Below are 19,849 nucleotides of genomic sequence, written 5' to 3'. Positions count from 1 at the left end.
ATAGATCATGGGGCTGCATTATTCCAAACTGCCGGTGAATGTCCTGGCCGCCCTGCGCAAGGGCACGGTGATTCCGGCGCATCCGCTGGCGCTCGATGCCAGCCGCAAGCTCGACCGCCGGCGCCAGCGCGCGCTCAGTCGCTACTATGTCGATGCCGGTGCCGGCGGCCTGGCCGTGGGCGTGCACACCACGCAATTCGCCATCCGCGATGTCGGCCTTTACGAGCCGGTGCTGTCGGCGGCGATGGAGGATGCCAAAGCCTGGACCGACCGGCCGCTGGTGATGATCGGCGGCCTGGCCGGCAAGACCGCGCAGGCGGTGCAGGAAGCACAGACGGCGGTGAAGCTCGGCTATCATGCCGGCCTGCTCAGCCTAGCCGCCATGAAAGACGCCGGCGTCGATGCCATCATCGCCCATTGCGAGGCGGTGGCCGCCGAAATCCCGCTGGTCGGTTTCTACCTGCAGCCCGCCGTCGGCGGTGTCGTACTGGACGCAGACTTCTGGCGCCGCTTTGCCGGCATCGACAACGTGATCGCCATCAAGGTGGCGCCGTTCCACCGCTATCGCACGCTGGATGTGATGCGCGGCGTGGCGGCGGCACGGGCCGAGAAGCGCATCTCGCTCTATACCGGCAATGACGACCATATCGTGCTCGACCTCACCATTCCCTTCACGGTGAAGCGCGGCGACGAAACGGTGAACCTGCGTTTCGTCGGCGGCCTGCTCGGCCACTGGTCGGTCTGGACGCAGCAGGCGGTGAAACTGCTGGAGAAGGCGCATGCCGCCGTCGCCGCCGGCAGCGTCACGCCGGACCTGCTCGGCCTCGATGCGCGCGTCACCGACTGCAACGCCGCCTTCTTCGATGTCGCCAACGATTTCCATGGCTGCATCGCCGGCTGCCATGAAATCCTGCGCCGCCAGGGCCTGCTCGAAGGCATCTGGTGTCTCGATCCGAAGGAGGGGCTGAGCCCGGGGCAGGCCGAACTGCTCGACCGCGTCAGCCGCGACCATGCCGATCTCTCCGACGACGCCTTCGTCAAGGCCAATCTGGAGCGCTGGCTGTCATGACGCCGCAGACCGCAACAGTGCAGGGTGCGCCGCTGATCCACCTGCAGAATGTGCGCAAGACCTATCGCGGGCGCGGCAGCGACTTCATTGCCGTCTCCGATGTCACCTTCGATGTGAATGAGGGCGACCTGGTCTCGCTGGTCGGGCCTTCGGGTTGCGGCAAGACCACCGTGCTGAAGATTCTCGCCGACCTGCATCAGGCCGACGCCGGCGGCACGGTCGAGATCGGCGGCGGCAGCGTGTTCACGCCGGGCCGCGATGTCGGCATGGTGTTCCAGCAGGCCCTGCTGCTGAAATGGCGCACCATTCTCGACAACGTGCTGCTGCCGGCCGATATCCTCGGCCTGCCGCGCAAGGCGGCGAAGGCGCGGGCGCGCGACCTGCTGGCCATGGTCGGGCTGGCCGGCTTCGAGAGCAAATATCCTTACGAGCTTTCCGGCGGCATGCAGCAGCGCGCCGCCATCGCCCGCGCCCTGGTGCACGACCCCAAGCTGATCCTGATGGACGAACCCTTCGGCGCGCTGGATGCGCTGACGCGCGAGAAGATGAACCTGGAAATGCTGCGCATCTGGCAGCAGAGCCGCAAGACCATCATCTTCGTCACCCACAGCATTCAGGAAGCCGTCTTCCTCGGCTCGCGCTGCGCGGTGCTGACGGCCGGGCCGGCTCGCATGGCCGATTGCTTCACGATTGATTTGCCGTTCCCGCGCCGGCTCGACATGAAGACCACCGAACAGTTCGGCGCCTATACCAAACGCATCTACCGTCTGCTCGGGATGGAGTGAGTCAGGTCGGCTGTCCGCCAACCCAGTCGAGATAGCTCTGCAGGATGTAGCTGGCGGCCAGCTTGTCGACCAGTTCGGCGCGGCGCGCCCGGCTCAGGTCGGCCTCATCGGTCATCATCCGCTGCACCGCCATGGTGCTCATCCGCTCGTCCCACAGCGCGATCGGCAGCGGCATCAGCTGCGAGATATTGCGGGCGAAGGCGCGGGTCGCCTGGCAGCGCGGGCCCTCGGTGCCGTCCATGTTGACCGGCAGGCCGAGCACCAGGGCGGCGACGCCTTCCTTGGCCACGATGCGCTGTAATTCGGCGGCATCCGCACTAAATTTCTTGCGGGCGAGTGTCTGGTAGGGCGAGGCGATGCGGTGGCCGGTGTCCGACAGCGCCAGCCCGATGGTCTTGCTGCCCAGATCGAGTCCCAGATAGCGCTGGCCGGATGGCAGCCGGACCGGGCCTTCTGCCGGTTTGAACAAGGACTTAGCCGGGGGTGAGGCAGGGTTGCCGGAGCCGGTCACGAATGATACTTTCCGCCGCTATTTCAAGGGATTCTCCCCAGTTTACCACCACGGAACGGACAGCGCATGTCATTGGATAGAGCGGCGGTGGCGAAAATCGCCAAGCTGGCCCGGCTGAAGACGGACCCGGACCGGCTGGAGGCCATGGCCTCCGAGCTGAACAGGATTTTGTCCTTCGTCGAGGAATTGCAGGCGGTCAACACCGACAATGTGGCGCCGATGACCTCGGTGCAGCCGATGAAGCTGCGCCAGCGCGAGGATGTGGTCACCGATGGCGGCAACCCGGAAGCCGTGCTGAAGAACGCCCCGCAGCGCCAAGGCGATTTCTACACGGTGCCGAAGGTGGTTGAGTAATGACCGTCAATCCCGATTCCCTCACCATTGCCAGCGCCCTTGATGGCCTGGCGAAGAAAGACTTCACGGCTGTTGAATTGACGGAGGCCTGTATCAAGGCGATGCAGGCGGCCAGGCCGCTGAATGCCGTGATCACCGAGACGCCGGACAAGGCGCTGGAGATGGCGAAAGCCGCCGATGCCCGCCGGTCGAAAGGCGAGGCCGGCCTGCTGGATGGCATTCCGCTCGCCATCAAGGACCTGTTCGCTACCGAGGGCGTGCTGACCACGGCGGCCAGCCATATCCTCGACGGCTTCAAGCCGGCCTATGAAAGCACCGCCACCGCCAACCTGTGGAAGGCCGGCGCGGTGATGCTGGGCAAGCTGAATCTCGACGAATTCGCCATGGGCTCGTCGAACGAGACCAGCTATTACGGCCCGGTGGTCAATCCCTGGCGCGCCAAGGACGGCACCAAGCTGGTGCCCGGCGGCTCGTCGGGCGGTTCGGCGGCTGCCGTGTCTGCCGGCTTCGCGCTCGGCGCCACCGGCACCGATACCGGCGGCTCGATCCGCCAGCCGGCCTCGCTCTGCGGCATCACCGGCATCAAGCCGACCTACGGCCGGGTGTCGCGCTGGGGCATCGTCGCCTTTGCCTCGTCGCTCGATCAGGCCGGTCCGATGACCCGCACGGTACGCGACTCCGCGCTGATGCTGCAGGCCATGGCCGGGTTCGACCCCAAGGACAGCACCTCGGTCGACCGGCCGGTGCCCGATTATGTCGCCAATCTCGAAGGCGGCGTGAAGGGCATGCGCATCGGCATTCCGCGCGAATACCGCATGGATGGCATGGATGCCGAGATCACCACGCTGTGGGAGCAGGGCAAGCAGTGGCTGAAGGAGGCCGGCGCCGAGATCGTCGATATCAACCTGCCGCATACCCATTACGCGCTGGCGACCTATTACATCGTCGCCCCGGCCGAGGCCTCGTCGAATCTCGCGCGCTATGACGGCGTGCGTTTCGGCCTGCGCGTGCCGGGCAAGGACCTGACCGAGATGTACGAGAATACCCGCGGCGAAGGCTTCGGCCGCGAGGTGCAGCGTCGCATCATGATCGGCACCTATGTGCTGTCGGCGGGCTATTACGATGCCTATTACACCAAGGCGCAGAAGGTGCGCACGCTGATCAGGAAGGACTTCGAACAGGCCTTCCAGCGCGTCGACGCCATCCTGACGCCGACGGCGCCGAATGCGGCTTTCCCGATCGGCATGAAGAACGACGATCCGGTGACCATGTATCTGAACGACGTGTTCACCGTGCCGACCAGCCTGGCCGGCCTGCCCGGTATGTCGGTGCCGGCGGGTCTGAACAGCGAGGGACTGCCGCTTGGCCTTCAGCTGATCGGCAAGCCGTTTGAGGAAGCACAGTTGCTGCGGCTTGGCCGCAGTCTGGAAAAGGTCGCCAACTATACGGCGAAGCCTTTCCATTGGTGGGAGTCGTAAGATGGCCGAGAAGGATTATATCCAGGGCGCCACGGGTGCGTGGGAGATCGTGATCGGCATGGAAGTGCATGCCCAGGTCTCGTCGAAATCCAAGCTGTTCTCCGGTGCCGACACCACCTTTGGCGCCGAGCCGAATCATCAGGTCAGCCTCGTCGATGCGGCGATGCCGGGCATGCTGCCGGTGATCAATGCCTATTGCGTCGAGCAGGCGGTGCGTACCGGCCTTGGGCTGAAAGCCCAGATCAACCTGCATTCGGTATTCGACCGCAAGAACTATTTCTACGCCGATTTGCCGCAGGGCTACCAGATCAGCCAGTATCTGCAGCCCATCGTCGGCAAGGGCGTGCTGCTGCTCGACATGCCGGACGGCTCGACCCGCGAGATCGGCATCACGCGCCTGCATCTGGAACAGGATGCCGGCAAGAGCCTGCATGACCAGAGCCCGCGCGAGAGCTTTATCGATCTCAACCGCTCCGGCGTCGCGCTGATGGAGATTGTCTCCGAGCCTGACATGCGCAACTCGGAAGAGGCGGGGCTGTATCTGAAGAAGCTGCGCACCATCGTGCGCTATCTCGGCACCTGCGACGGCAACATGGACGAAGGCTCGATGCGCGCCGACGTCAACGTGTCGGTGCGCAAGCCGGGCGGCCCGCTGGGCACGCGCTGCGAGATCAAGAATGTCAATTCCGTGCGCTTCGTGCAGCAGGCCATCGAATACGAAGCCCGCCGCCAGATCGAAGTGCTGGAAGACGGCGGCAAGATCGACCAGGAAACCCGCCTGTTCGATACCGGCAAGGGCGTGACCCGCAGCATGCGGTCGAAGGAAGAGGCGCATGACTACCGCTACTTCCCCGACCCCGACCTGATGCCGCTGGAATTCGAGCAGAGCTGGGTGGATGGCATCAAGGCGACGCTGCCCGAGCTGCCCGACGAGAAGAAGGCGCGCTTCATCGAGAAGCTCGGCCTGAGCCCCTATGATGCCTCCGTGCTGGTGGCCGAGAAGGAGTCGGCCGACTTCTACGAGAAGGTGGCCAAGGGCCGCGACGGCAAGCTGGCAGCCAACTGGGTGATCGGCGACTATTTCGGTCTGCTCAACAAGTCGGGCCAGTCGATGGAGGATTTTGTTATCACCGCCGAAAAGCTCGGCGGCCTGATCGACCTGATCGCTGACAATACGATCTCGACCCGCCTGGCCAAGGATGTCTTCGCCCTGATGGTCGAAACCGGCAAGGATGCTGCCACCATCGTGGAAGAGAAGGGCATGCGCCAGGTCACCGATACCGGCGCCATCGAGAAGGTGATCGACGAGGTGATGGCGGCCAACCCGGACAAGGTGGCCGAGTATCGTTCCGGCAAGGACAAGCTGTTCGGCTTCTTCGTCGGCCAGACCATGAAGGCTTCGGGCGGCAAGGCCAATCCGAATGCGGTGAACGAACTGCTGAAGAAGAAGCTTGCCGGCTGAAAGCCGTGACCAAGCTGTGAGTTGAAAGCTGAGCAAGACCGGGGTGGTTTGACCCCGGTCTTTTTTCTGGCAGTTTCGCGGGATTATTTGCGTTTTGCTTCGTTGTGGTACGCCCCCATACGAGGAATCCCCATGATCCGGCCCGTCCTTCTTTCGGCAGTGCTGCTGCTTGTGCTGTCCGCCTGCACCTCCCGCCGTGAAACCGATCCGCCGCGCTCAGCCACCGAACAGCTCCTGTTTTCCACTGCAGCCGACCGGGCGGCCGACAAGCTGACCTTCAGCCTGCAGCCGGGAACAAAGGTTTTCGTCGACGGCAGCTTCGTCGAGGGCACCGACAGCAAATACCTGATCAGCGCCATCCGCGACCGGGTCATGCGCAAGGGCGGCGATCTGACCGACGACAAGGGCAAGGCCGAGCTGACCATCGAGCCGCGGGTCGGCGCGCTGTCGGTGGATCGCGACCGGACGCTGTTCGGGTTGCCGGCCATACCGGTGCCGCTGGTGGGGATAGAGGTGCCGGAGATCGCGATCTTCAAGCGCAGCTACCAGCAGGGCGTGGTCAAGCTGGCGGCAACGACCTACGACCCGAAGACCGGGCTGATGGTGCAATCGCTCGATCCGGTTTACGCCTTCTCCAGCCGGCGCGACTGGACCTTCCTGATCTTTTTCTCCTGGAGCACCACCGATCTGATGCCCGACGAAGACAAGAAGGAATGGGTTGGCGACTGAAGGTGGCGGCGCCTGCAAAACCCGGTAAACGGGCCATAACGTAATCAAGTTTCAACATTACCGCGCCGCGGGACCGTGTCATGTCTGGATCGGGAAAGGTCTCAGCATGCGCGACCAGGATACTTTTTGTCTCGTGGATACCGATCTGTTCAACGGGCCGGCCCGGGAACTGATCTTCCGCCTCATGCGGCCCTATCTGGCCGAAGAAGGCATCACCGCGACCGAACTGTTGTTCAGTCGCGGCCGCCAGCGCGCCCTGACCAATGACGGCAATCGTATGGCCGATACGATCCAGCGCACCGCCGCCCTGCAGTCGCAGCAGACCCGCCAGCCGGTACTGGACCGGCGGCGCGAACTCACCGGCATGGTGAACCAGGCGATGCGCCTGATCGACGGCATGACCCGCCAGACGCCGTCGGATTTCGTGCTGACCGGCAGTGCGCTCAGCCAGCTCTGCCGCGACACGCCGGACCGCGGCCTGATCCGCACCGCCATCATCATTGCCGCCAAACTGTCGGAATGTCCCGGTTGGCCGGAACGTATCGCCCTGTGCCTCGATCTGCTCGACAGCGGCGCCGAGGGCGAGATCGCCCTGCTGCTGGAACAGACCCTGGCCGAATTGCTGCGGCTGGAACCCGCCGGCGCCGCTTTCGGTTTCGCCGGGACGCCGCAAAGTGTGATCGATGCCTGTCTCGCCATGGTCGACGGTGACGCCGCCGCGCCGGACCCGGTGCAGCAGCGTATCCGCGGCCGCCTGCAGCAGCCGGAGGCCGGAGGCGAGATACGGGATGCACTTTGCGACCGCTTGTCGGATACGCTCGATCTGCCCGGCAACCTGGTCGAAGAAGGCGGGCTGGCCGAATGGAACTGCCTGCTGGCGGTGAAACAGCGTATCGCCACTCTGCCGGGACTGGCCGAGGATCCCATCCTGCAGCAGGCGCTGGCCAAGCGTTTCCTGCGCCTGGCCCAGGCCGAACAGCTCAATCTCGCGCTCGCCGCTATTCCGGCCTTCGGCAGGAAGGTCCTTTACCTCGCCCAGCTCTATCCGGAAGTGCAGGACGGACAGGCGCGGCGCGACCTGCTGGCGACCCTGACCTTCTATCTCGAGCATCGCGATTTCAGCAGCCAGTTTGCCGAGGCCGGCACCTCTATCGAGGATATGTTTGCCTTGGCGCAAACGGTGCAGGAGGCGCTGCAGAATCCAGAATTGCCCGAACACCGGCGCGACCGTTTCCGTGGCAGCATCCTCAAGCAGTATATGGAGATCAAGAAGCTGGCCGAGCGTCGTCGCGATCCGCGCGTGATCGGCGGCCCTAACGATGCCGTGCATGTCGCCGGCCAGCGCCTGGCATTGCGCAACTGGAGTTCGCTCGGACTCTTGTTCGGTCCGGCCCAGGGCGATTTCAAGCCGGGCGATACGCTCGATCTCTCGATCGAGGTGAGCAACCAGGCCATCGACGTGCAGTTCGAGGCCTCAGCCGATGTCATCCGCGTTTCCGACGGGCTGATCGCGGCCCGCTACTATTGCAACAACACCGAGATCGAGCAGCGTATCCGCAGTTATTTCGGCAAGTAGCTGGAGATTGCCGAGCCGGGCGGCCCGCAGCAGGCGCGGACCGCTGGTGAATATGGTCACCAAAAGCAGGCAGGGGTAGCATTTCGAGGTTGCGCACCACAGAGGGTTGCGCTGTGCCGGGGCACGGGTTAAGCCAGCACGGCTTTCCCCGAATTTCCGCGCAAATCCATGTTCTGCGAAACCGCTGCCGACACTTTTGCCGATCCTGCCCGCGAGCTGATCTTTCAGGTCGCGCGCAGCTATCTTGAGCGGCAGGCCATCACCACCACGGAGCTGGTCTTCGACCCCGCGCAGCATCAGGTGCTGCTGAATGACGGCGCGCGTTTCCAGGAAATCCTGCAGCGCATCGCGCTGCTGCAGGGCCAGCATACCAAGCGGCCGGTCAGCGAGCGGATGAAGGAACTCACCGCCATGGCCGAAGCGGCCATGCAGCGGGTCGCCACCCTGGCGGCGGCCCAGCCGGCGTTCGCCAGCGTCAGTGAGGCCGCGCAGCAGGGCACCTTCAGCGGCAGCGATCTGGATGGCTGGGTGCGCGGCGGCATCGCCTTCGCCCGCCTGCTGGCGCGGGAGACCGCCTGGGACAGCCGCGCGAAACTCTGCCTCGAGATGCTGGAAAGCACCGCCGCCGACGGCGAAAGCCACGGCATGGCCGACCAGACGCTGGCGGAAATCCTGCGGCTGCCGCCGGCGGCGCCGGTGCTGTTCGGCGAGAAGGCGAACCGCCGCCACATGATCGCGCTTTGCCTCGGCCTGGCGGGCGGCGAGATGCCAGCCGACAGCCACAGCGTCCTGCGCCGCCTGCGCAGCCTGTTCGCGACGCAGGCTCTGCCGCGCAGCAGCGATGCCATCCGCGCCCGGCTGATCGAGATGCTGAACGGCACGACGGCGCTGTATCACAGCGAGCCGCATGCTGAATGGCAGGCCGTGCTGGAGCTGAAGCAGAAGCTGCAGGAGCTGATGATGTTTGCCGGCGATGGCGATATTGCCGGCAGCCTGATGCGCCGCTTCACCCGTTTCGCCAGTCCGGAGCTGCTCAATCCGATCCTGGCGCGCGAAACCGAACTCGGCCGCAAGCTGCTGTTCCTGCTGCGGCTGTACCGCGAAATTGAGGATGGCAACGCCCGCTTCGAGCTGCAGGGCATCCTGACCCATTACATCGACCATCGCGATTTCAGGACTCAGTTTGTCGGCCCGCAGACTGGCCGGGAGGAATTCGGCACGCTGGCCGCGGCGATTTCCGGTGCGATGGCGGAAGTGGATATCCCCGAGCCGCGTAAAAGCCGCCTGCTGGAGCAGTTTCGCACCCAGCTGGCAGGGGTGGTGAAGCCTGCCGGCGCGCGCAGCAACCAGCGCGGCGTCGGCGGGCCCAAGGATGCCGTGATCGTCCGCGGCCTGCGCATGCCGCTGAAAAACTGGAGCCCGGTCGGCCTTTTATTCGGCCCCTGCGCGACGACGCTGACCGGCAAGCTGACGGTCGGCAGCAAGCTGTCCGTCGCTGTCGAAATCCGCAGCAGCCTGATCAGCCTCGACTTCACCGCCGAGGCGGAAGTGCTGCGCCTTGGTGACGGACTGGTCGCCGCCCGCTACATCTGCGCCGATGTACCGACGCAGCAGCGCATCAAGGCGTATTTCGCCGCCTGAATGTCATCCGTCCGCGCGATCCGGCCTGCTCCGTCACTCAGAGCAGGATCAGGTTTCAGCGGATGCCGGCCAGGCTCTGGCCGTGCAGGCCGCCCGGTTCCGACACCTTCTTCAGGGCTTCGCCGGCATGGCGCGGCTGTGCCTCGCCGGCCACATCGCCCAGCGACACGATTCCGACCAGGCGCTTCTGCCGGTTCAGCACCGGCAGCCGGCGCACCTGCACATTGCCCATGTTCCTGGCCACATGCGCCAGGTCTTCGTCTTCGAAGCAGTATTTGACGTCCGGTGTCATCACTTCGCGGATACTGGTGTCCGGTTTGCAATGTTTGGCCACGCCACGGATGGCGATATCGCGGTCGGTGATCATGCCGACCAGCCGGTCATCCTCGCCGACCGGCAGGCTGCCGGCATCGATTTCGGCCATGATCCGGGCCGCTTCGGCGATGCTCTGGTCCGGCGAGGCGATCCGTACCTCGCGGCTCATGGCTTCACTCACACGCATGATGGAATCCTCCTGTCAAGATGGATTTTCCGGGCCACAGTTCAGGGTCCCCGAAACAGGTATGGATTGGTCGCGGGCCGCGCAACCTGAGCCGTGATACGGCCGGGGAAGGGTCACAGGCCGGCCACAGGCCAGGCGCCTGTGCCGGACGGCTCCGGTGCGTTTCGCGCTATGGTAGACTCGCATCCGGGAATCGGGCTGCAAGCCGGGGAATGCGCATGAACCTGATGGAAGCCACCATCTTTGCCGTGCTGATCAGCATGCCACCCAGCCAGGGGCCGGCCTTCGGCTGCCGGCTGACCGACGACCCGAAGCAGGCCCTGTGCAGCAACGACCTGGTGATCAAGGAATTCGAAGACGGCACGCTGGAATTCGGCGCCAGGGTGACGGTGAAAAAAAACCGGCGCCGCGAACTGGTCTTCTCCAACGGCGTGACGGCTTATTTCGACAGTTTCGGCTGGCTGCAGTTTTCCAACGGCTATGCCGTTCGCCGCATCGAAGGAGATAGCTTCAAGATCACGCAGCCGGGGGCGCGGGATCTCACCTGCCGTTATTCCATCCAGGGCAGGCAGACACGCTGCATGATCGAATGAGCCCGGATGTCCGGGCCTCAGCGCTTCATGTCGATCAGGCGCGACAGCATGGAATCTGCCGCTGAGATCACCTGTCCGTTCATCGAATAGGCCTGCTGGGCCACGATCAGCTTGGTCATCTGGTCGGCCACGTCGACTGTGGATTGTTCGAGCGAGCCGGGGACGAGGTTGCCAACACCCGTATCGCTGTTCGGATCCCTGGGCTGCCCGAAAAACACATCGCCGGAAATGCTGTTGGCGATGAAGGTGGTGCCATCCAGGCGATCGAGCTGGTCGGGTTCGGCGAAGTTGGCCAGCATCACCTGCCCGCCGGTGCGATTGCGACCGTTGGTGTAATTGTAGATGATCTGCCCGTCTTCCTCGAAGGAGACATACTGGAATTCGCCGCCGAGCAGGCCGTTCTGCGACAGGCTGATATTGGAGGCTTCGCGATCCTCGCCGGCATATTGTGTCGTGCCGCTGTTGGCGGTGACATCGAAGGTGCCGCCGAAGGCGCCGATATCCAGAACGATGGCCTGTGCGCCGGCGCCATAATCCACGCTCACACTCAATGTCGCCTGGCCGGCGGCTGTGACGGCGACATTGGTGTCGGCGGAAGTGAGTGTGGTGAGCGTGCCGTTGGTGAAGGTGGCCGTCACCGGACCGAACGAACTTGGCGTGGCCAGGCTGGTATTGATGGTGATGTCCCAGGTATCGGTGGCGGTCTTGGTCCAGACCACCTGGAAATTCTGTTCTTCGCTATTGGCGTCAACCACGCCGATGCCCGTGGTGATCTGCTTTCCGGGCAGGGCGCTGGCCGGCAGATTGATCTGAGAAAACACCTGGCTGGTGGGGACGGGGTCGATGTCTGTGGTATCGATGACGAAATCGGTGGGAACGGCCCCGGCCGCCGCCGCGGTCTGGCCGGGGGCGAGGGCGACGCCCTGCAGGTAAAAGCCTGCCGAGTTCACCAGCCGATTCGAATTCTCGGCGCGGAAATCGCCCAGCCGGGTGTAGTAGGTGGTGTCGTCGAAGCCGCTTGGCTGGCCGGTTGCAGAATTGATGCCGGTGGCCTTGGAGACGGGGAAATAGCCGTTGCCGCTGATCGCGATGGATGTGGTGCTGGAATCGCGGTTGATGGTGCCCTGGCGGCGGTTGCCGAAATCGGCGCTGGCGCCCACGCCCATATGGCGGTTGGAGTCGATATCCTTGCTGTCGCCGAGAACCTTGTTGGTCACCAGGTCGGCGAAGATCGTGTTGACCTGCTTGTAGCCGATGGTCGTCGCATTGGCGACGTTGTCGGAAATATGCCCGATCGCCGTCGCCTGGGCGTTGATGCCCTGCACAGCGGTGCCGAGGGCGCCGAAAAAGGTCATGACTGGACTCCTGGGTCCGTGGAATCGTCTTGGCCTTTTATCAGCAAGCCCCGTGCCAACCGGGTTCTGTCACTATGTTTCTGAAATAAATACGAAAAACTGCTTCGGCAGGCCGCATATACCCGGCAAATTTTGCCCTCCGGCTTTCCCCGGGCGGGTCCGGGGGTCATAATGTGCCGGGGACAAATGATGCTGCAACCGCCGCCATCATCTTTGCTGCAGACTGCTGACGACAATCGCCTGTTCCTGTGGACCGGTGAGTTCCGTGATCGGCGGGTTGAGCAGATGTACCGCCAGCAGCGCCTGGAGCCGGTCCGCACCCTCCTGCAGGCCTGCGGCATCGCCGCTACAACCGTCTTCTTCCTCCTGATCATCCGCCAGTATTTGCTGCTGGGTCCGGGGGTCACCTTCTGGCTTGATGCCGCCGTGCGCTGCATCGGCCTGCTTACCGGCGTGGTTTTCCAGGTCCTGGTCCGGCGGGCCGCCGCCATCGCGATGCTCGATATCGTCGCTGGTGTCGGCATGGCCAGCCTGACCACGCTCACCTTCATGACCTGGCTGATCGGCGCACCGCCGGCGCTGAATGCCGGAACGCTGGCCTTCGGCTATCTGCTGGTCTTCTTCCTGCTGGTGCCCTGTCCGGCCCAGGCCGTGCTCGCCAATGCGATCTATCTGAGCATCGGCACCGCGATCATCGTGTTGCTCTGGCTGCCGATCGAAAGCTACACCATCGTCAGCGTGGTGCTGTTCCTGCTGATCGGCAACGGACTCGGCATGATTGGCATGCGGCAGTTCAAGCTGGAACGGCGCCGCAATTTCCTGGCCCGGGAGGAAGCGCGCCGGGTCACCGATGCACTTACGCTGGCGCGACAGGAAGGGCGCCGCCGCAACGAATACCAGGCCTGGGCTCTGGATGCCCTGCAGGTCGGCGTCATCCTGTTTCATCCCGGTGGTGAGATTCACAGCATCAACCGGCGCGCCGCCGAATTGCTGGCGCTGCCGGCAGGGGCGCTCCAGTCCGGTGATACGCATGAAACGCTGATGCGCTTCCTGCTGCAGCGGCGCGACTTTGGCGATATGGAACTGAGCGATGTGCGCTATCACATCGATCGCCTGTTGCGCGGTGCCGGCACCATCGCGGCTGCCCGCCATGCCGGCACCGGAAAGATTCTGGAATTCACCCTCAATCGGCTGCCCGACCGCTCGGTGGCGGTCACCATTTTCGATGCCACCGAACGCTACGCGCTGAACCGGCGCCTGCGCCATGCCGTCGAGGTGGCCGGCGACGGTTTCGCGATCTATGATTCGCAGGATCGTATCGCGATTTGCTCCAGCCGCTTCGCGGCCCTGTATGGCCTGACCGCCGAACAGGCGATCGGCAAGTCCTTCGATGAATTGCTGGCGCGCGGCTACGAACGCGGCGTTTTCAGCCGCGACGAACGCGAAACCGGCAGCACCGCCGGCCCCGTCTCCTCCGCGCGCCGGAATATCCCGGAGCGCATGATCGAAATCCGCACCAGCGCCGGCGAGTGGTTCCTGGTGCATGAACGCGTAACGCCGTCCGGCGATCTGGTGGTGGTGCGCACCAACATCACCGCGCGTCGTCGCATGGAAGACGAGCTGCGCCGGGCCAAGGAAGATGCCGAACGTGCCCTGGCCGATCTGCGCGGCGCCCAGGCCAACCTGATCCTGGCCGAGAAGATGGCCTCGCTCGGTTCGCTGGTGGCTGGCATGAGCCATGAAATCTCGACCCCACTCGGGATCGGTGTTTCGGCCGCCTCGCATTTGTCCGAAGAGGTCGAGCAGCTCACCCGCAAATTCAAGGACGGCCAGCTCAAGCGGACCGACCTGGAGGATTTCCTGGAGACCGCGACCGAGGCCACCCGCATCATGCAGGGCAACCTGACGCGTGCAGCCAGACTGATCCAGGCCTTCAAGCAGGTCTCGGCCGACCAGACCACCGACGAAATCCGCGACTTCGCCCTGGGCGACTATCTGCAGGAAATCATGCTCAGCCTGGCGCCGGCGCTGCGGCGCACGCCGCACCGGGTTGAAATCGACTGCCCGGTCAATCTCACCATCCGTAACCGGCCGGGTGCGCTGGGGCAGATCATTACCAATCTGCTGATGAATACACTGCAGCATGCCTATGATGGCCGCACCGAGCCTGGCACGATTCACATCGCCGTGAGCCAGCCGCGCGAAGGCCGCATCGTGATCGAATTCCGCGATGACGGCAAAGGCGTCGCGGCCGATGATCTGCCGCGCGTCTTCGACCCGTTTTTCACCACCAAGCGCGGCACCGGCGGCACCGGCCTCGGCCTGCATATCGTTTACAATCTGGTCAGTCAGGTTCTCGGCGGCACGATTGCGGTCTCCAGCCGGGTCGGTGAGGGAACGCGCTTCACGATAAGTTTTCCGCAGACCGCCGCATCCTGAGCTATATCGGCAGCCATGAACGTCACAGCGCGTGTCCCACAGAAGCGGCCCGTTCCGGCCTGGAAGCGCGGCTGGCCCTGGCAGGAAGGGGCAGCCGGCCGCTTCTCGCCATTCAAGGCCGCCATCCTCGTCCTTCTGCTCCTGCCGGCGCTTTGGCTGCTGTGGCGCACCGCCCAGCACGACCTCGGTCCGCGCCCGCTGACCGAACTGATCTTGCAGACCGGCACCTGGGGAATCCGCCTGCTGCTGGTCTCTCTTTTCGTCACTCCGCTGCGCCAGATTCTGCGGCACGGCCGGCTGGCGCTGGTGCGCCGCATGATCGGCGTGGCCGCCGGATCGTACCTGGTGACGCATTTCATTCTCTACACCGCCAACCAGGCCTTCGATCTCGACAAGATCGTGACCGAGATCATCAAGGCGAATTATCTGATCATTGGTCTGTGTGCCCTGACCGCCCTGCTGCTGCTGCTGGCCACATCCACCGACGGCATGCTGCGCCGTCTCGGCGGTCGCCGCTGGCAGCTGCTGCATCGCCTGGTGTTTCCGGCTGCCGCACTTGGTGCCTGGCACTACTTCCTGCAGGTGAAGGCGGATATTTTCCAGCCGCTGCTGATCATCGGCTTTCTCGCCTGGCTGTTCGGTTACCGGCTGTGGCGCTGGCAGAGGCCGCAGGGCGCGACGCTGCCGGTCTGGGCGCTGGCATTGCTCGGCCTCGGCGCCGCGCTTCTGACCGTGGCGGGCGAGGCGGCCTATTTCAGCTGGAAAATTGGTGCGGCAGTGGTTCCGCGCGTGCTTGAAGCCAATCTGAATGTCGAGATGGGCGTGCGGCCGGGAATATGGGTGCTGCTGGCCGCAACAGGGGTGACACTGGCAGCCGGACTCGCCACAATACGGGCCCGTCGTTCATAACCCGTGAGAGCTTGCCGTGCGTGCTGTCTTTGTCGATGCCAATTCCACGCTCGGCGATCTGGCCGAGCACCTGCATAAGCCCGCCGATCCTTCTGTTACCGTCAATCGCCAGCCCGATGTGAAGCCCGCCGATCTGCCGACGGTATTGGGCGATGCCGAAATAGCATGGGTCGATCACACCTACCTGCCGACCGATGTGGCGAAGCAGTGCAAGGGGCTGAAACATGTCGTGTTCCTTGGCACCGGCGCGCGCAGCTATATGAATGTCGAGGAACTCGCCGGCCTCGGCATCGAGGTACACCTGATCAAGGGCTATGGCGATACCGCCGTGGCGGAATGCGCCTTCGCCCTGATGTGGGCCTCGGCCAAGGGTTTTGCCTGCATGGATCGCGGCATGCGCGCAGGCAACTGGCTGCGCATGGATGGCGTGCAGCTCACCGGCAAGACGGTCGGTCTGGTCGGCTATGGCGGCATCGCCGCCGAGATGGCGCGGCTCTGCCTTGGTGCCGGCATGAAGGTGCTGGCATGGAACCGCTCGAAGAAAGACGCGCCGGACGGCGTCACCTTTGTCGAGCTCGACCAGCTGCTGAAACTGAGCCATGTCGTCTCGGTGCATCTGCTGCTCAACGACGAAACCCGCGGATTTCTCTCCGCCGAACGCATTGCGAAAATGCGACCCGGCGCCATCCTGGTGAACACGGCGCGCGGCGCGGTTGTCGATGAAGCCGCCATGATCGCCGCGCTCAAATCCGGCCAGATCGGCCATGCCGGGCTGGATGTCTTCGATATCGAGCCGCTGCCCAAGGATCACCCGCTGACCAAACTCGACAACGTCACGCTGTCGGCGCATTCGGCTTTCCGCACGCCGGAAGCCAGCGAGAACCTGATCGAGGCGGCACTCAATCACACCCGGCGGATCGCGCAATGACCAAACGCTACGACCTTGCCATCCGCAATGCCCGTATCCTCGACGGCAGCGGCGCGGACTCTTTCACCGGCGATGTCGGCGTCAGCGCCGACCGCATCGTGGCGGTCGGCGATCTTGGCGGCAGCTCGGCCGACCGCGAGATCGACGCCAAAGGCCTGGCGGTGGCGCCGGGCTTCATCGATGCCCATACCCATGACGATGGCGCCGTGCTGCACGGTGCGGACTGCATGCATTGCAAGCTGAGCCAGGGCGTCACCAGCGTGGTGATCGGCAATTGCGGCATCAGCCTGGCACCGGCCACCATGAAAAAGCGGCCGCCGCCGCCGCTCGATCTGGTCGGCACCGAAAGCGCCTGGGCCTTCCCGACATTCGCCGACTATGCCGAGCAGCTGCGCCGGACGCCGCCGGCCACCAACGCTTACGCGCTGGTCGGCCATATGTCGCTGCGCGTGGTGGCGATGGATCATGACGTGCAGCGCGCCGCCACCGACAAAGAAGCGGCGCAGATGCAGCAGCGCCTGACGGACTCGCTTGACCAGGGCGCGTCGGGCCTGTCCAGCGGCCTGTGGTATCCGCCCAGCCGCCATGCGCCCACCAGTGAAGTGATCGCGGTGGCCGAAGGCCTGCGTTCGCGTGGTGGCCTGTATGTCACGCATATGCGCGACGAGGCCGACGGCGTGATCGACAGCATCGAGGAGACGCTGAAGATCGGCCGCGACAGCGGCTCCGCCGTGGTCATCAGTCACCACAAATGCACCAACCCGGAAAACTTCGGCCGCTCCACCGAGACGCTGGCGCTGATCGACCGGGCGGCGCAGGCGCAGACCGTCGATTTCGACGTCTATCCCTATGCGGCCAGTTCCACCGCGCTGCTGCCGGATCGCCTGCGTGACGACATGGCGGTGCAGATCAGTTCGTCGGAACCCTATCCGGACATGAAAGGCCGCATGCTGGCCGATATCGCGAAGGAATGGGGCGTCGACCAGGTCACGGCGGCGCATCGGCTGCTGCCGGCGGCGGCGATCTATTTCATGATGGACGAGGCCGACGTGCAGCGCATCATCGCGCATCCGCGCAGCATGATCGGCTCCGACGGCCTGCCCAGCAACGACATGCCGCATCCGCGCCTGTGGGGCACCTTCCCGCGCGTGCTCGGCCATTACAGCCGCGATCTCAGGCTGCTCAGCCTGGAGCAGGCGGTGCACAAGATGACCGGCCTGACCGCGAAGGTCTTCGGCATGGTCGACCGTGGCGCCATCAGGCCGGGCGCCTATGCCGATCTGGTGCTGTTCGATCCCGAGACGGTGATCGACACCGCCACCTTCACGGCGCCGATCCAGCCGGCCCGGGGCATCACCGAGGTCTGGGTCAACGGCGTGTCGTCCTACATTGGCGGCCAAGGGGTCACCGGTGCCGCCAACGGCCGGCTGATCACCCGCAACAAAGCCTAGGGCCGTTCACGCAAATGTTGCCCGCCGGACCGGCGCGGCATGCCAGAATGTCATCATGCTGCGCCTGATCCTGCCGTTGCTTCTGCTCGCCATGCCAGTGCTCGACACGCCAGTGTTCGCCGCCGAGCTGCCGCGCGAGCATATCGTGCTGCGCGCGGCGCTCAGCGTCGATGCCGCCGCCAATACCGTGACGCTGCCGCTGTTCCGCGGCGAGGCCGACGGGCGCAGGGTCTGGTACATCGTGACGGATTCCTCCGAGGCCGCCGATGCGCAGGCGCGCGGCGTGGTGCATGCGCCGCTGCTGGTCCGCGCCGGGCATGTGCAGGCCGCGAGTCTCGACGGCGATATCCTGCGCTTTGCCGCCGCGCCGGATTTCGGTGCCACGCGGCAGGTGGTTGCGAGCCCGACCGGCTATCCGCCGCAGGCGGCCATGCCCGGCGGCACGGCGCCGCCGGCCTATACGCCGCTGGTGCGCATTGCCGGGCAGACGGCGATCCTCAATGCGCCGATCGTCGCCACCGGCGACGGCCCGTTCGATCTCACCGGCCACAGCGACATCGCCGACCGCGTACTGGCGCTCGACACCGCGAAGGGGACCGTGACGCTGTTGCTCAGTCACGGCTTCGCCGAAGGCCGCCGCGTCGTCTATATCAGCACCGAGGCCAGCGATGCCGGCGTTGCCGCGCTGGAGCGCGCCATCCATGTGCCGCGTCTGAACGAGGGCGAGGCCGATATCGCCCTGCTGGCGGTGGTCAACGGTCCGGCCGAGGGTGATGCGAGTCAGGGCCTGCAGCAGTTCCTGCGCCATGGCCGGGCCGCGGCCGATGCCACGCTGGCCAACGCGGCGCAACTCGGCAGCCCGCACAACATCCTGACCGCTTTTCCGATGGGGCGCACCGCCAGCGGTTATTCGCCGCTGTGGAGCGTTACCAAGGTGGCATGGTCCGGTCCGCCCGGCGCGCAGCAGCGCCACCAGGCGGAGGTCTACACACTCTCCAGCGCGAAACAGCTCGGCCCGCTGCAGCCGACCGGCATCGTGGTCAACTGCCCGGTGATCGCCTGGCTTGACGGACCTGTCCCTTAATCCTGCCAGCCTAATCCTGTCTGGCCCCCGAGCTTTCGATCACGCTTTTCCACATCGGCCGCTCCTTGTGGCTGCGCGCCGTCACCACCTCGGGCGTCGAGCCCAGGCTGCGCGCCCCGGTGGTGAGGAATTTCTGCTGGATCTCGGGTTTCTTTGAAATCTCCTGCAAAGCCTGCGACAGCGTGGCGACGATCTCCTTCGGCGTGCCGGCCGGCAGCACGAAGGCGGCCCAGGAGGTGACGACGAAATCCTCCATGCCGGCCTGCGCCATGGTCGGGATGTCGGGCATGCTGGGCCAGCGATCGGCCGAGGTGACGGCGAGCGCGCGCAGTTTGCCCGAGGTGATGAAGGGGATGTAGGAAGCGAGGTTGTCGACCGCGATATGCACATCGCCCGACAGCATCGCCGGAATCGTCTGCGCCGCGCCGCGGAACGGCACATGCTCGCCCTTCACGCCGGCGCGCTGGCAGAACAGCACGCCCGACAGGTGCGGCGTGGTGCCGATGCCCGGGCTGCCGTAGGAAATGCCGGTCGGCCGCGCCTTGGCCCAGGCGATGAATTCCTTCAGCGTCTTGGCCGGCACGTGATCGGCCGGCACCACGGCGACATTGGGCAGCTCCCAGGTCATCGAGACCGGCAGCAGGTCCTTGTCGGCATCCCAGCTCATCTTCGAATAGAGATACTGGTTGATCGAGAAATGCCCGATGGTGGCGGCGCCGATGGTGTAGCCATCCGGCGCGCTCTTGGCCACCGCATCGATGCCGATATTGCCGCCGGCGCCGGCGCGGTTGTCGATCAGGAAGGGCTGGCCGAACTTGGTCTTCAGCTCCTCGGCGATGATGCGGCTCAACACGTCGGTCGAACCGCCGGCCGGGTAGGGCACCACGATGCGCACGGTCTTGTCGGGCCAGGCGGCGGCACGGGCGCTGCGCGTGCCGACCAGCGGCAGACCGGGCAGCGGCAGCCCAGGCAGGGTGGCGAGG

At 64.9% G+C, this 19,849-nt stretch carries 18 protein-coding genes; 14 read left to right on the top strand and 4 right to left on the bottom strand.

Going from position 1 to position 19,849, the window contains the following annotated elements; all coding sequences use genetic code 11:
- Nucleotides 1-7: 7 nt before the first annotated feature.
- Entirely contained in the window at nt 8-1,069 is a 1,062-nt protein-coding gene (locus OJJ21_RS06075) for a dihydrodipicolinate synthase family protein (RefSeq protein WP_297684178.1), read from the top strand.
- The gene (locus tag OJJ21_RS06070; RefSeq protein WP_297684176.1) at nt 1,066-1,854 is read left to right on the top strand and encodes an ABC transporter ATP-binding protein; all 789 of its coding nucleotides are present in this window, start codon (nt 1,066-1,068) and stop codon (nt 1,852-1,854) included. The genes OJJ21_RS06075 and OJJ21_RS06070 overlap by 4 nt, the downstream gene beginning before the upstream one ends.
- Nucleotide 1,855: 1 nt before the next feature.
- On the opposite strand, the gene ruvX is transcribed toward OJJ21_RS06070, so the two are convergent.
- On the bottom strand, nt 1,856-2,323 hold the full coding sequence (ruvX, locus tag OJJ21_RS06065) for a Holliday junction resolvase RuvX (protein WP_297684174.1): 468 nt from the start codon (nt 2,321-2,323) through the stop codon (nt 1,856-1,858).
- Between the two features lie 108 nt (nt 2,324-2,431).
- Between ruvX and gatC the strand changes: the two genes are divergently transcribed.
- The 6 genes from gatC to OJJ21_RS06035 all read left to right on the top strand — a co-directional run bounded on the left by gatC (nt 2,432) and on the right by OJJ21_RS06035 (nt 9,605).
- Entirely contained in the window at nt 2,432-2,719 is a 288-nt protein-coding gene (gatC, locus tag OJJ21_RS06060; protein ID WP_297684171.1) for an Asp-tRNA(Asn)/Glu-tRNA(Gln) amidotransferase subunit GatC, read from the top strand.
- Nucleotides 2,719-4,197 carry an Asp-tRNA(Asn)/Glu-tRNA(Gln) amidotransferase subunit GatA gene (gene gatA, locus OJJ21_RS06055; protein ID WP_297684169.1) on the top strand — a complete coding sequence of 493 codons (1,479 nt, stop codon included), beginning with the start codon at nt 2,719-2,721 and terminating at the stop codon, nt 4,195-4,197. Before gatC ends, gatA begins: the two co-directional genes overlap by 1 nt.
- A 1-nt stretch (nt 4,198) precedes the next feature.
- Nucleotides 4,199-5,659 (top strand): Asp-tRNA(Asn)/Glu-tRNA(Gln) amidotransferase subunit GatB, encoded by a 1,461-nt coding sequence (gene gatB / locus OJJ21_RS06050; protein WP_297684167.1) that lies wholly within the window; start codon nt 4,199-4,201, stop codon nt 5,657-5,659.
- Between the two features lie 132 nt (nt 5,660-5,791).
- Nucleotides 5,792-6,388: a DUF6655 family protein gene (locus OJJ21_RS06045; protein WP_297684165.1), complete on the top strand. Its 597-nt coding sequence runs from the start codon at nt 5,792-5,794 to the stop codon at nt 6,386-6,388.
- A gap of 133 nt (nt 6,389-6,521) precedes the next feature.
- A complete protein-coding gene (locus OJJ21_RS06040) occupies nt 6,522-7,964 on the top strand; it encodes a hypothetical protein (RefSeq protein WP_297684163.1) in 1,443 nt (480 codons plus the stop codon).
- A 168-nt stretch (nt 7,965-8,132) separates the two neighbouring features.
- Nucleotides 8,133-9,605, top strand: a complete 1,473-nt coding sequence (locus tag OJJ21_RS06035) for a hypothetical protein (RefSeq protein WP_297684162.1) — start codon at nt 8,133-8,135, stop codon at nt 9,603-9,605.
- A 55-nt stretch (nt 9,606-9,660) separates the two neighbouring features.
- Here the strand turns inward: OJJ21_RS06035 and OJJ21_RS06030 are convergent, their stop codons facing one another.
- The gene (locus OJJ21_RS06030) at nt 9,661-10,107 is read right to left on the bottom strand and encodes a CBS domain-containing protein (protein WP_297684160.1); all 447 of its coding nucleotides are present in this window, start codon (nt 10,105-10,107) and stop codon (nt 9,661-9,663) included.
- Nucleotides 10,108-10,325: 218 nt separating this feature from the next.
- Here OJJ21_RS06030 and OJJ21_RS06025 point away from each other — a divergent pair, with 218 nt between their 5' ends.
- The gene (locus OJJ21_RS06025; protein WP_297684158.1) at nt 10,326-10,700 is read left to right on the top strand and encodes a hypothetical protein; all 375 of its coding nucleotides are present in this window, start codon (nt 10,326-10,328) and stop codon (nt 10,698-10,700) included.
- A gap of 17 nt (nt 10,701-10,717) precedes the next feature.
- Here OJJ21_RS06025 and OJJ21_RS06020 read toward each other — a convergent pair whose 3' ends face one another.
- Nucleotides 10,718-12,055 (bottom strand): flagellar hook-basal body complex protein, encoded by a 1,338-nt coding sequence (locus OJJ21_RS06020; protein ID WP_297684156.1) that lies wholly within the window; start codon nt 12,053-12,055, stop codon nt 10,718-10,720.
- 186 nt (nt 12,056-12,241) lie between these two features.
- Between OJJ21_RS06020 and OJJ21_RS06015 the strand changes: the two genes are divergently transcribed.
- Genes OJJ21_RS06015 through OJJ21_RS05995 form a run of 5 tightly spaced genes read left to right on the top strand, consistent with a single transcriptional unit; the run spans nt 12,242 to nt 18,866 of the window.
- Nucleotides 12,242-14,494: a PAS domain-containing sensor histidine kinase gene (locus tag OJJ21_RS06015; RefSeq protein WP_297684153.1), complete on the top strand. Its 2,253-nt coding sequence runs from the start codon at nt 12,242-12,244 to the stop codon at nt 14,492-14,494.
- Nucleotides 14,495-14,509: 15 nt separating this feature from the next.
- Nucleotides 14,510-15,403 carry a ferric reductase-like transmembrane domain-containing protein gene (locus tag OJJ21_RS06010; RefSeq protein ID WP_297684151.1) on the top strand — a complete coding sequence of 298 codons (894 nt, stop codon included), beginning with the start codon at nt 14,510-14,512 and terminating at the stop codon, nt 15,401-15,403.
- A gap of 16 nt (nt 15,404-15,419) precedes the next feature.
- On the top strand, nt 15,420-16,331 hold the full coding sequence (locus tag OJJ21_RS06005; protein WP_297684149.1) for an NAD(P)-dependent oxidoreductase: 912 nt from the start codon (nt 15,420-15,422) through the stop codon (nt 16,329-16,331).
- Nucleotides 16,328-17,782, top strand: coding sequence for an amidohydrolase family protein (locus tag OJJ21_RS06000; RefSeq protein WP_297684147.1), 1,455 nt, complete (start codon nt 16,328-16,330; stop codon nt 17,780-17,782). The genes OJJ21_RS06005 and OJJ21_RS06000 overlap by 4 nt, the downstream gene beginning before the upstream one ends.
- 55 nt (nt 17,783-17,837) lie before the next feature.
- Nucleotides 17,838-18,866: a hypothetical protein gene (locus OJJ21_RS05995; RefSeq protein WP_297684145.1), complete on the top strand. Its 1,029-nt coding sequence runs from the start codon at nt 17,838-17,840 to the stop codon at nt 18,864-18,866.
- 10 nt (nt 18,867-18,876) lie between these two features.
- On the opposite strand, the gene OJJ21_RS05990 is transcribed toward OJJ21_RS05995, so the two are convergent.
- A partial coding sequence (locus tag OJJ21_RS05990) for a tripartite tricarboxylate transporter substrate binding protein (protein WP_366092483.1) occupies nt 18,877-19,849 on the bottom strand: 973 nt, incomplete at its 5' end.

This window comes from Ferrovibrio sp., assembly GCF_025869515.1.
In the GTDB taxonomy this organism is placed as follows: Bacteria; Pseudomonadota; Alphaproteobacteria; order Ferrovibrionales; family Ferrovibrionaceae; genus Ferrovibrio.
The sequence above is the reverse complement of the archived record's forward strand: the minus strand, read 5'-3'. Positions and strand labels throughout refer to the sequence as shown.

Coding starts and splice junctions, on each gene's coding strand:
- OJJ21_RS06015 (WP_297684153.1), top strand. CDS start 12,242: ATGATGCTGCAACCGCCGCCATCATCTTTGCTGCAGACTGCTGACGAC.
- OJJ21_RS06025 (WP_297684158.1), top strand. CDS start 10,326: ATGAACCTGATGGAAGCCACCATCTTTGCCGTGCTGATCAGCATGCCA.
- OJJ21_RS06070 (WP_297684176.1), top strand. CDS start 1,066: ATGACGCCGCAGACCGCAACAGTGCAGGGTGCGCCGCTGATCCACCTG.
- OJJ21_RS06035 (WP_297684162.1), top strand. CDS start 8,133: ATGTTCTGCGAAACCGCTGCCGACACTTTTGCCGATCCTGCCCGCGAG.
- OJJ21_RS06020 (WP_297684156.1), bottom strand. CDS start 12,055: ATGACCTTTTTCGGCGCCCTCGGCACCGCTGTGCAGGGCATCAACGCC.
- OJJ21_RS06000 (WP_297684147.1), top strand. CDS start 16,328: ATGACCAAACGCTACGACCTTGCCATCCGCAATGCCCGTATCCTCGAC.
- OJJ21_RS06075 (WP_297684178.1), top strand. CDS start 8: ATGGGGCTGCATTATTCCAAACTGCCGGTGAATGTCCTGGCCGCCCTG.
- gatA (WP_297684169.1), top strand. CDS start 2,719: ATGACCGTCAATCCCGATTCCCTCACCATTGCCAGCGCCCTTGATGGC.
- OJJ21_RS06010 (WP_297684151.1), top strand. CDS start 14,510: ATGAACGTCACAGCGCGTGTCCCACAGAAGCGGCCCGTTCCGGCCTGG.
- OJJ21_RS05995 (WP_297684145.1), top strand. CDS start 17,838: ATGCTGCGCCTGATCCTGCCGTTGCTTCTGCTCGCCATGCCAGTGCTC.
- gatB (WP_297684167.1), top strand. CDS start 4,199: ATGGCCGAGAAGGATTATATCCAGGGCGCCACGGGTGCGTGGGAGATC.
- OJJ21_RS06045 (WP_297684165.1), top strand. CDS start 5,792: ATGATCCGGCCCGTCCTTCTTTCGGCAGTGCTGCTGCTTGTGCTGTCC.
- gatC (WP_297684171.1), top strand. CDS start 2,432: ATGTCATTGGATAGAGCGGCGGTGGCGAAAATCGCCAAGCTGGCCCGG.
- OJJ21_RS06030 (WP_297684160.1), bottom strand. CDS start 10,107: ATGCGTGTGAGTGAAGCCATGAGCCGCGAGGTACGGATCGCCTCGCCG.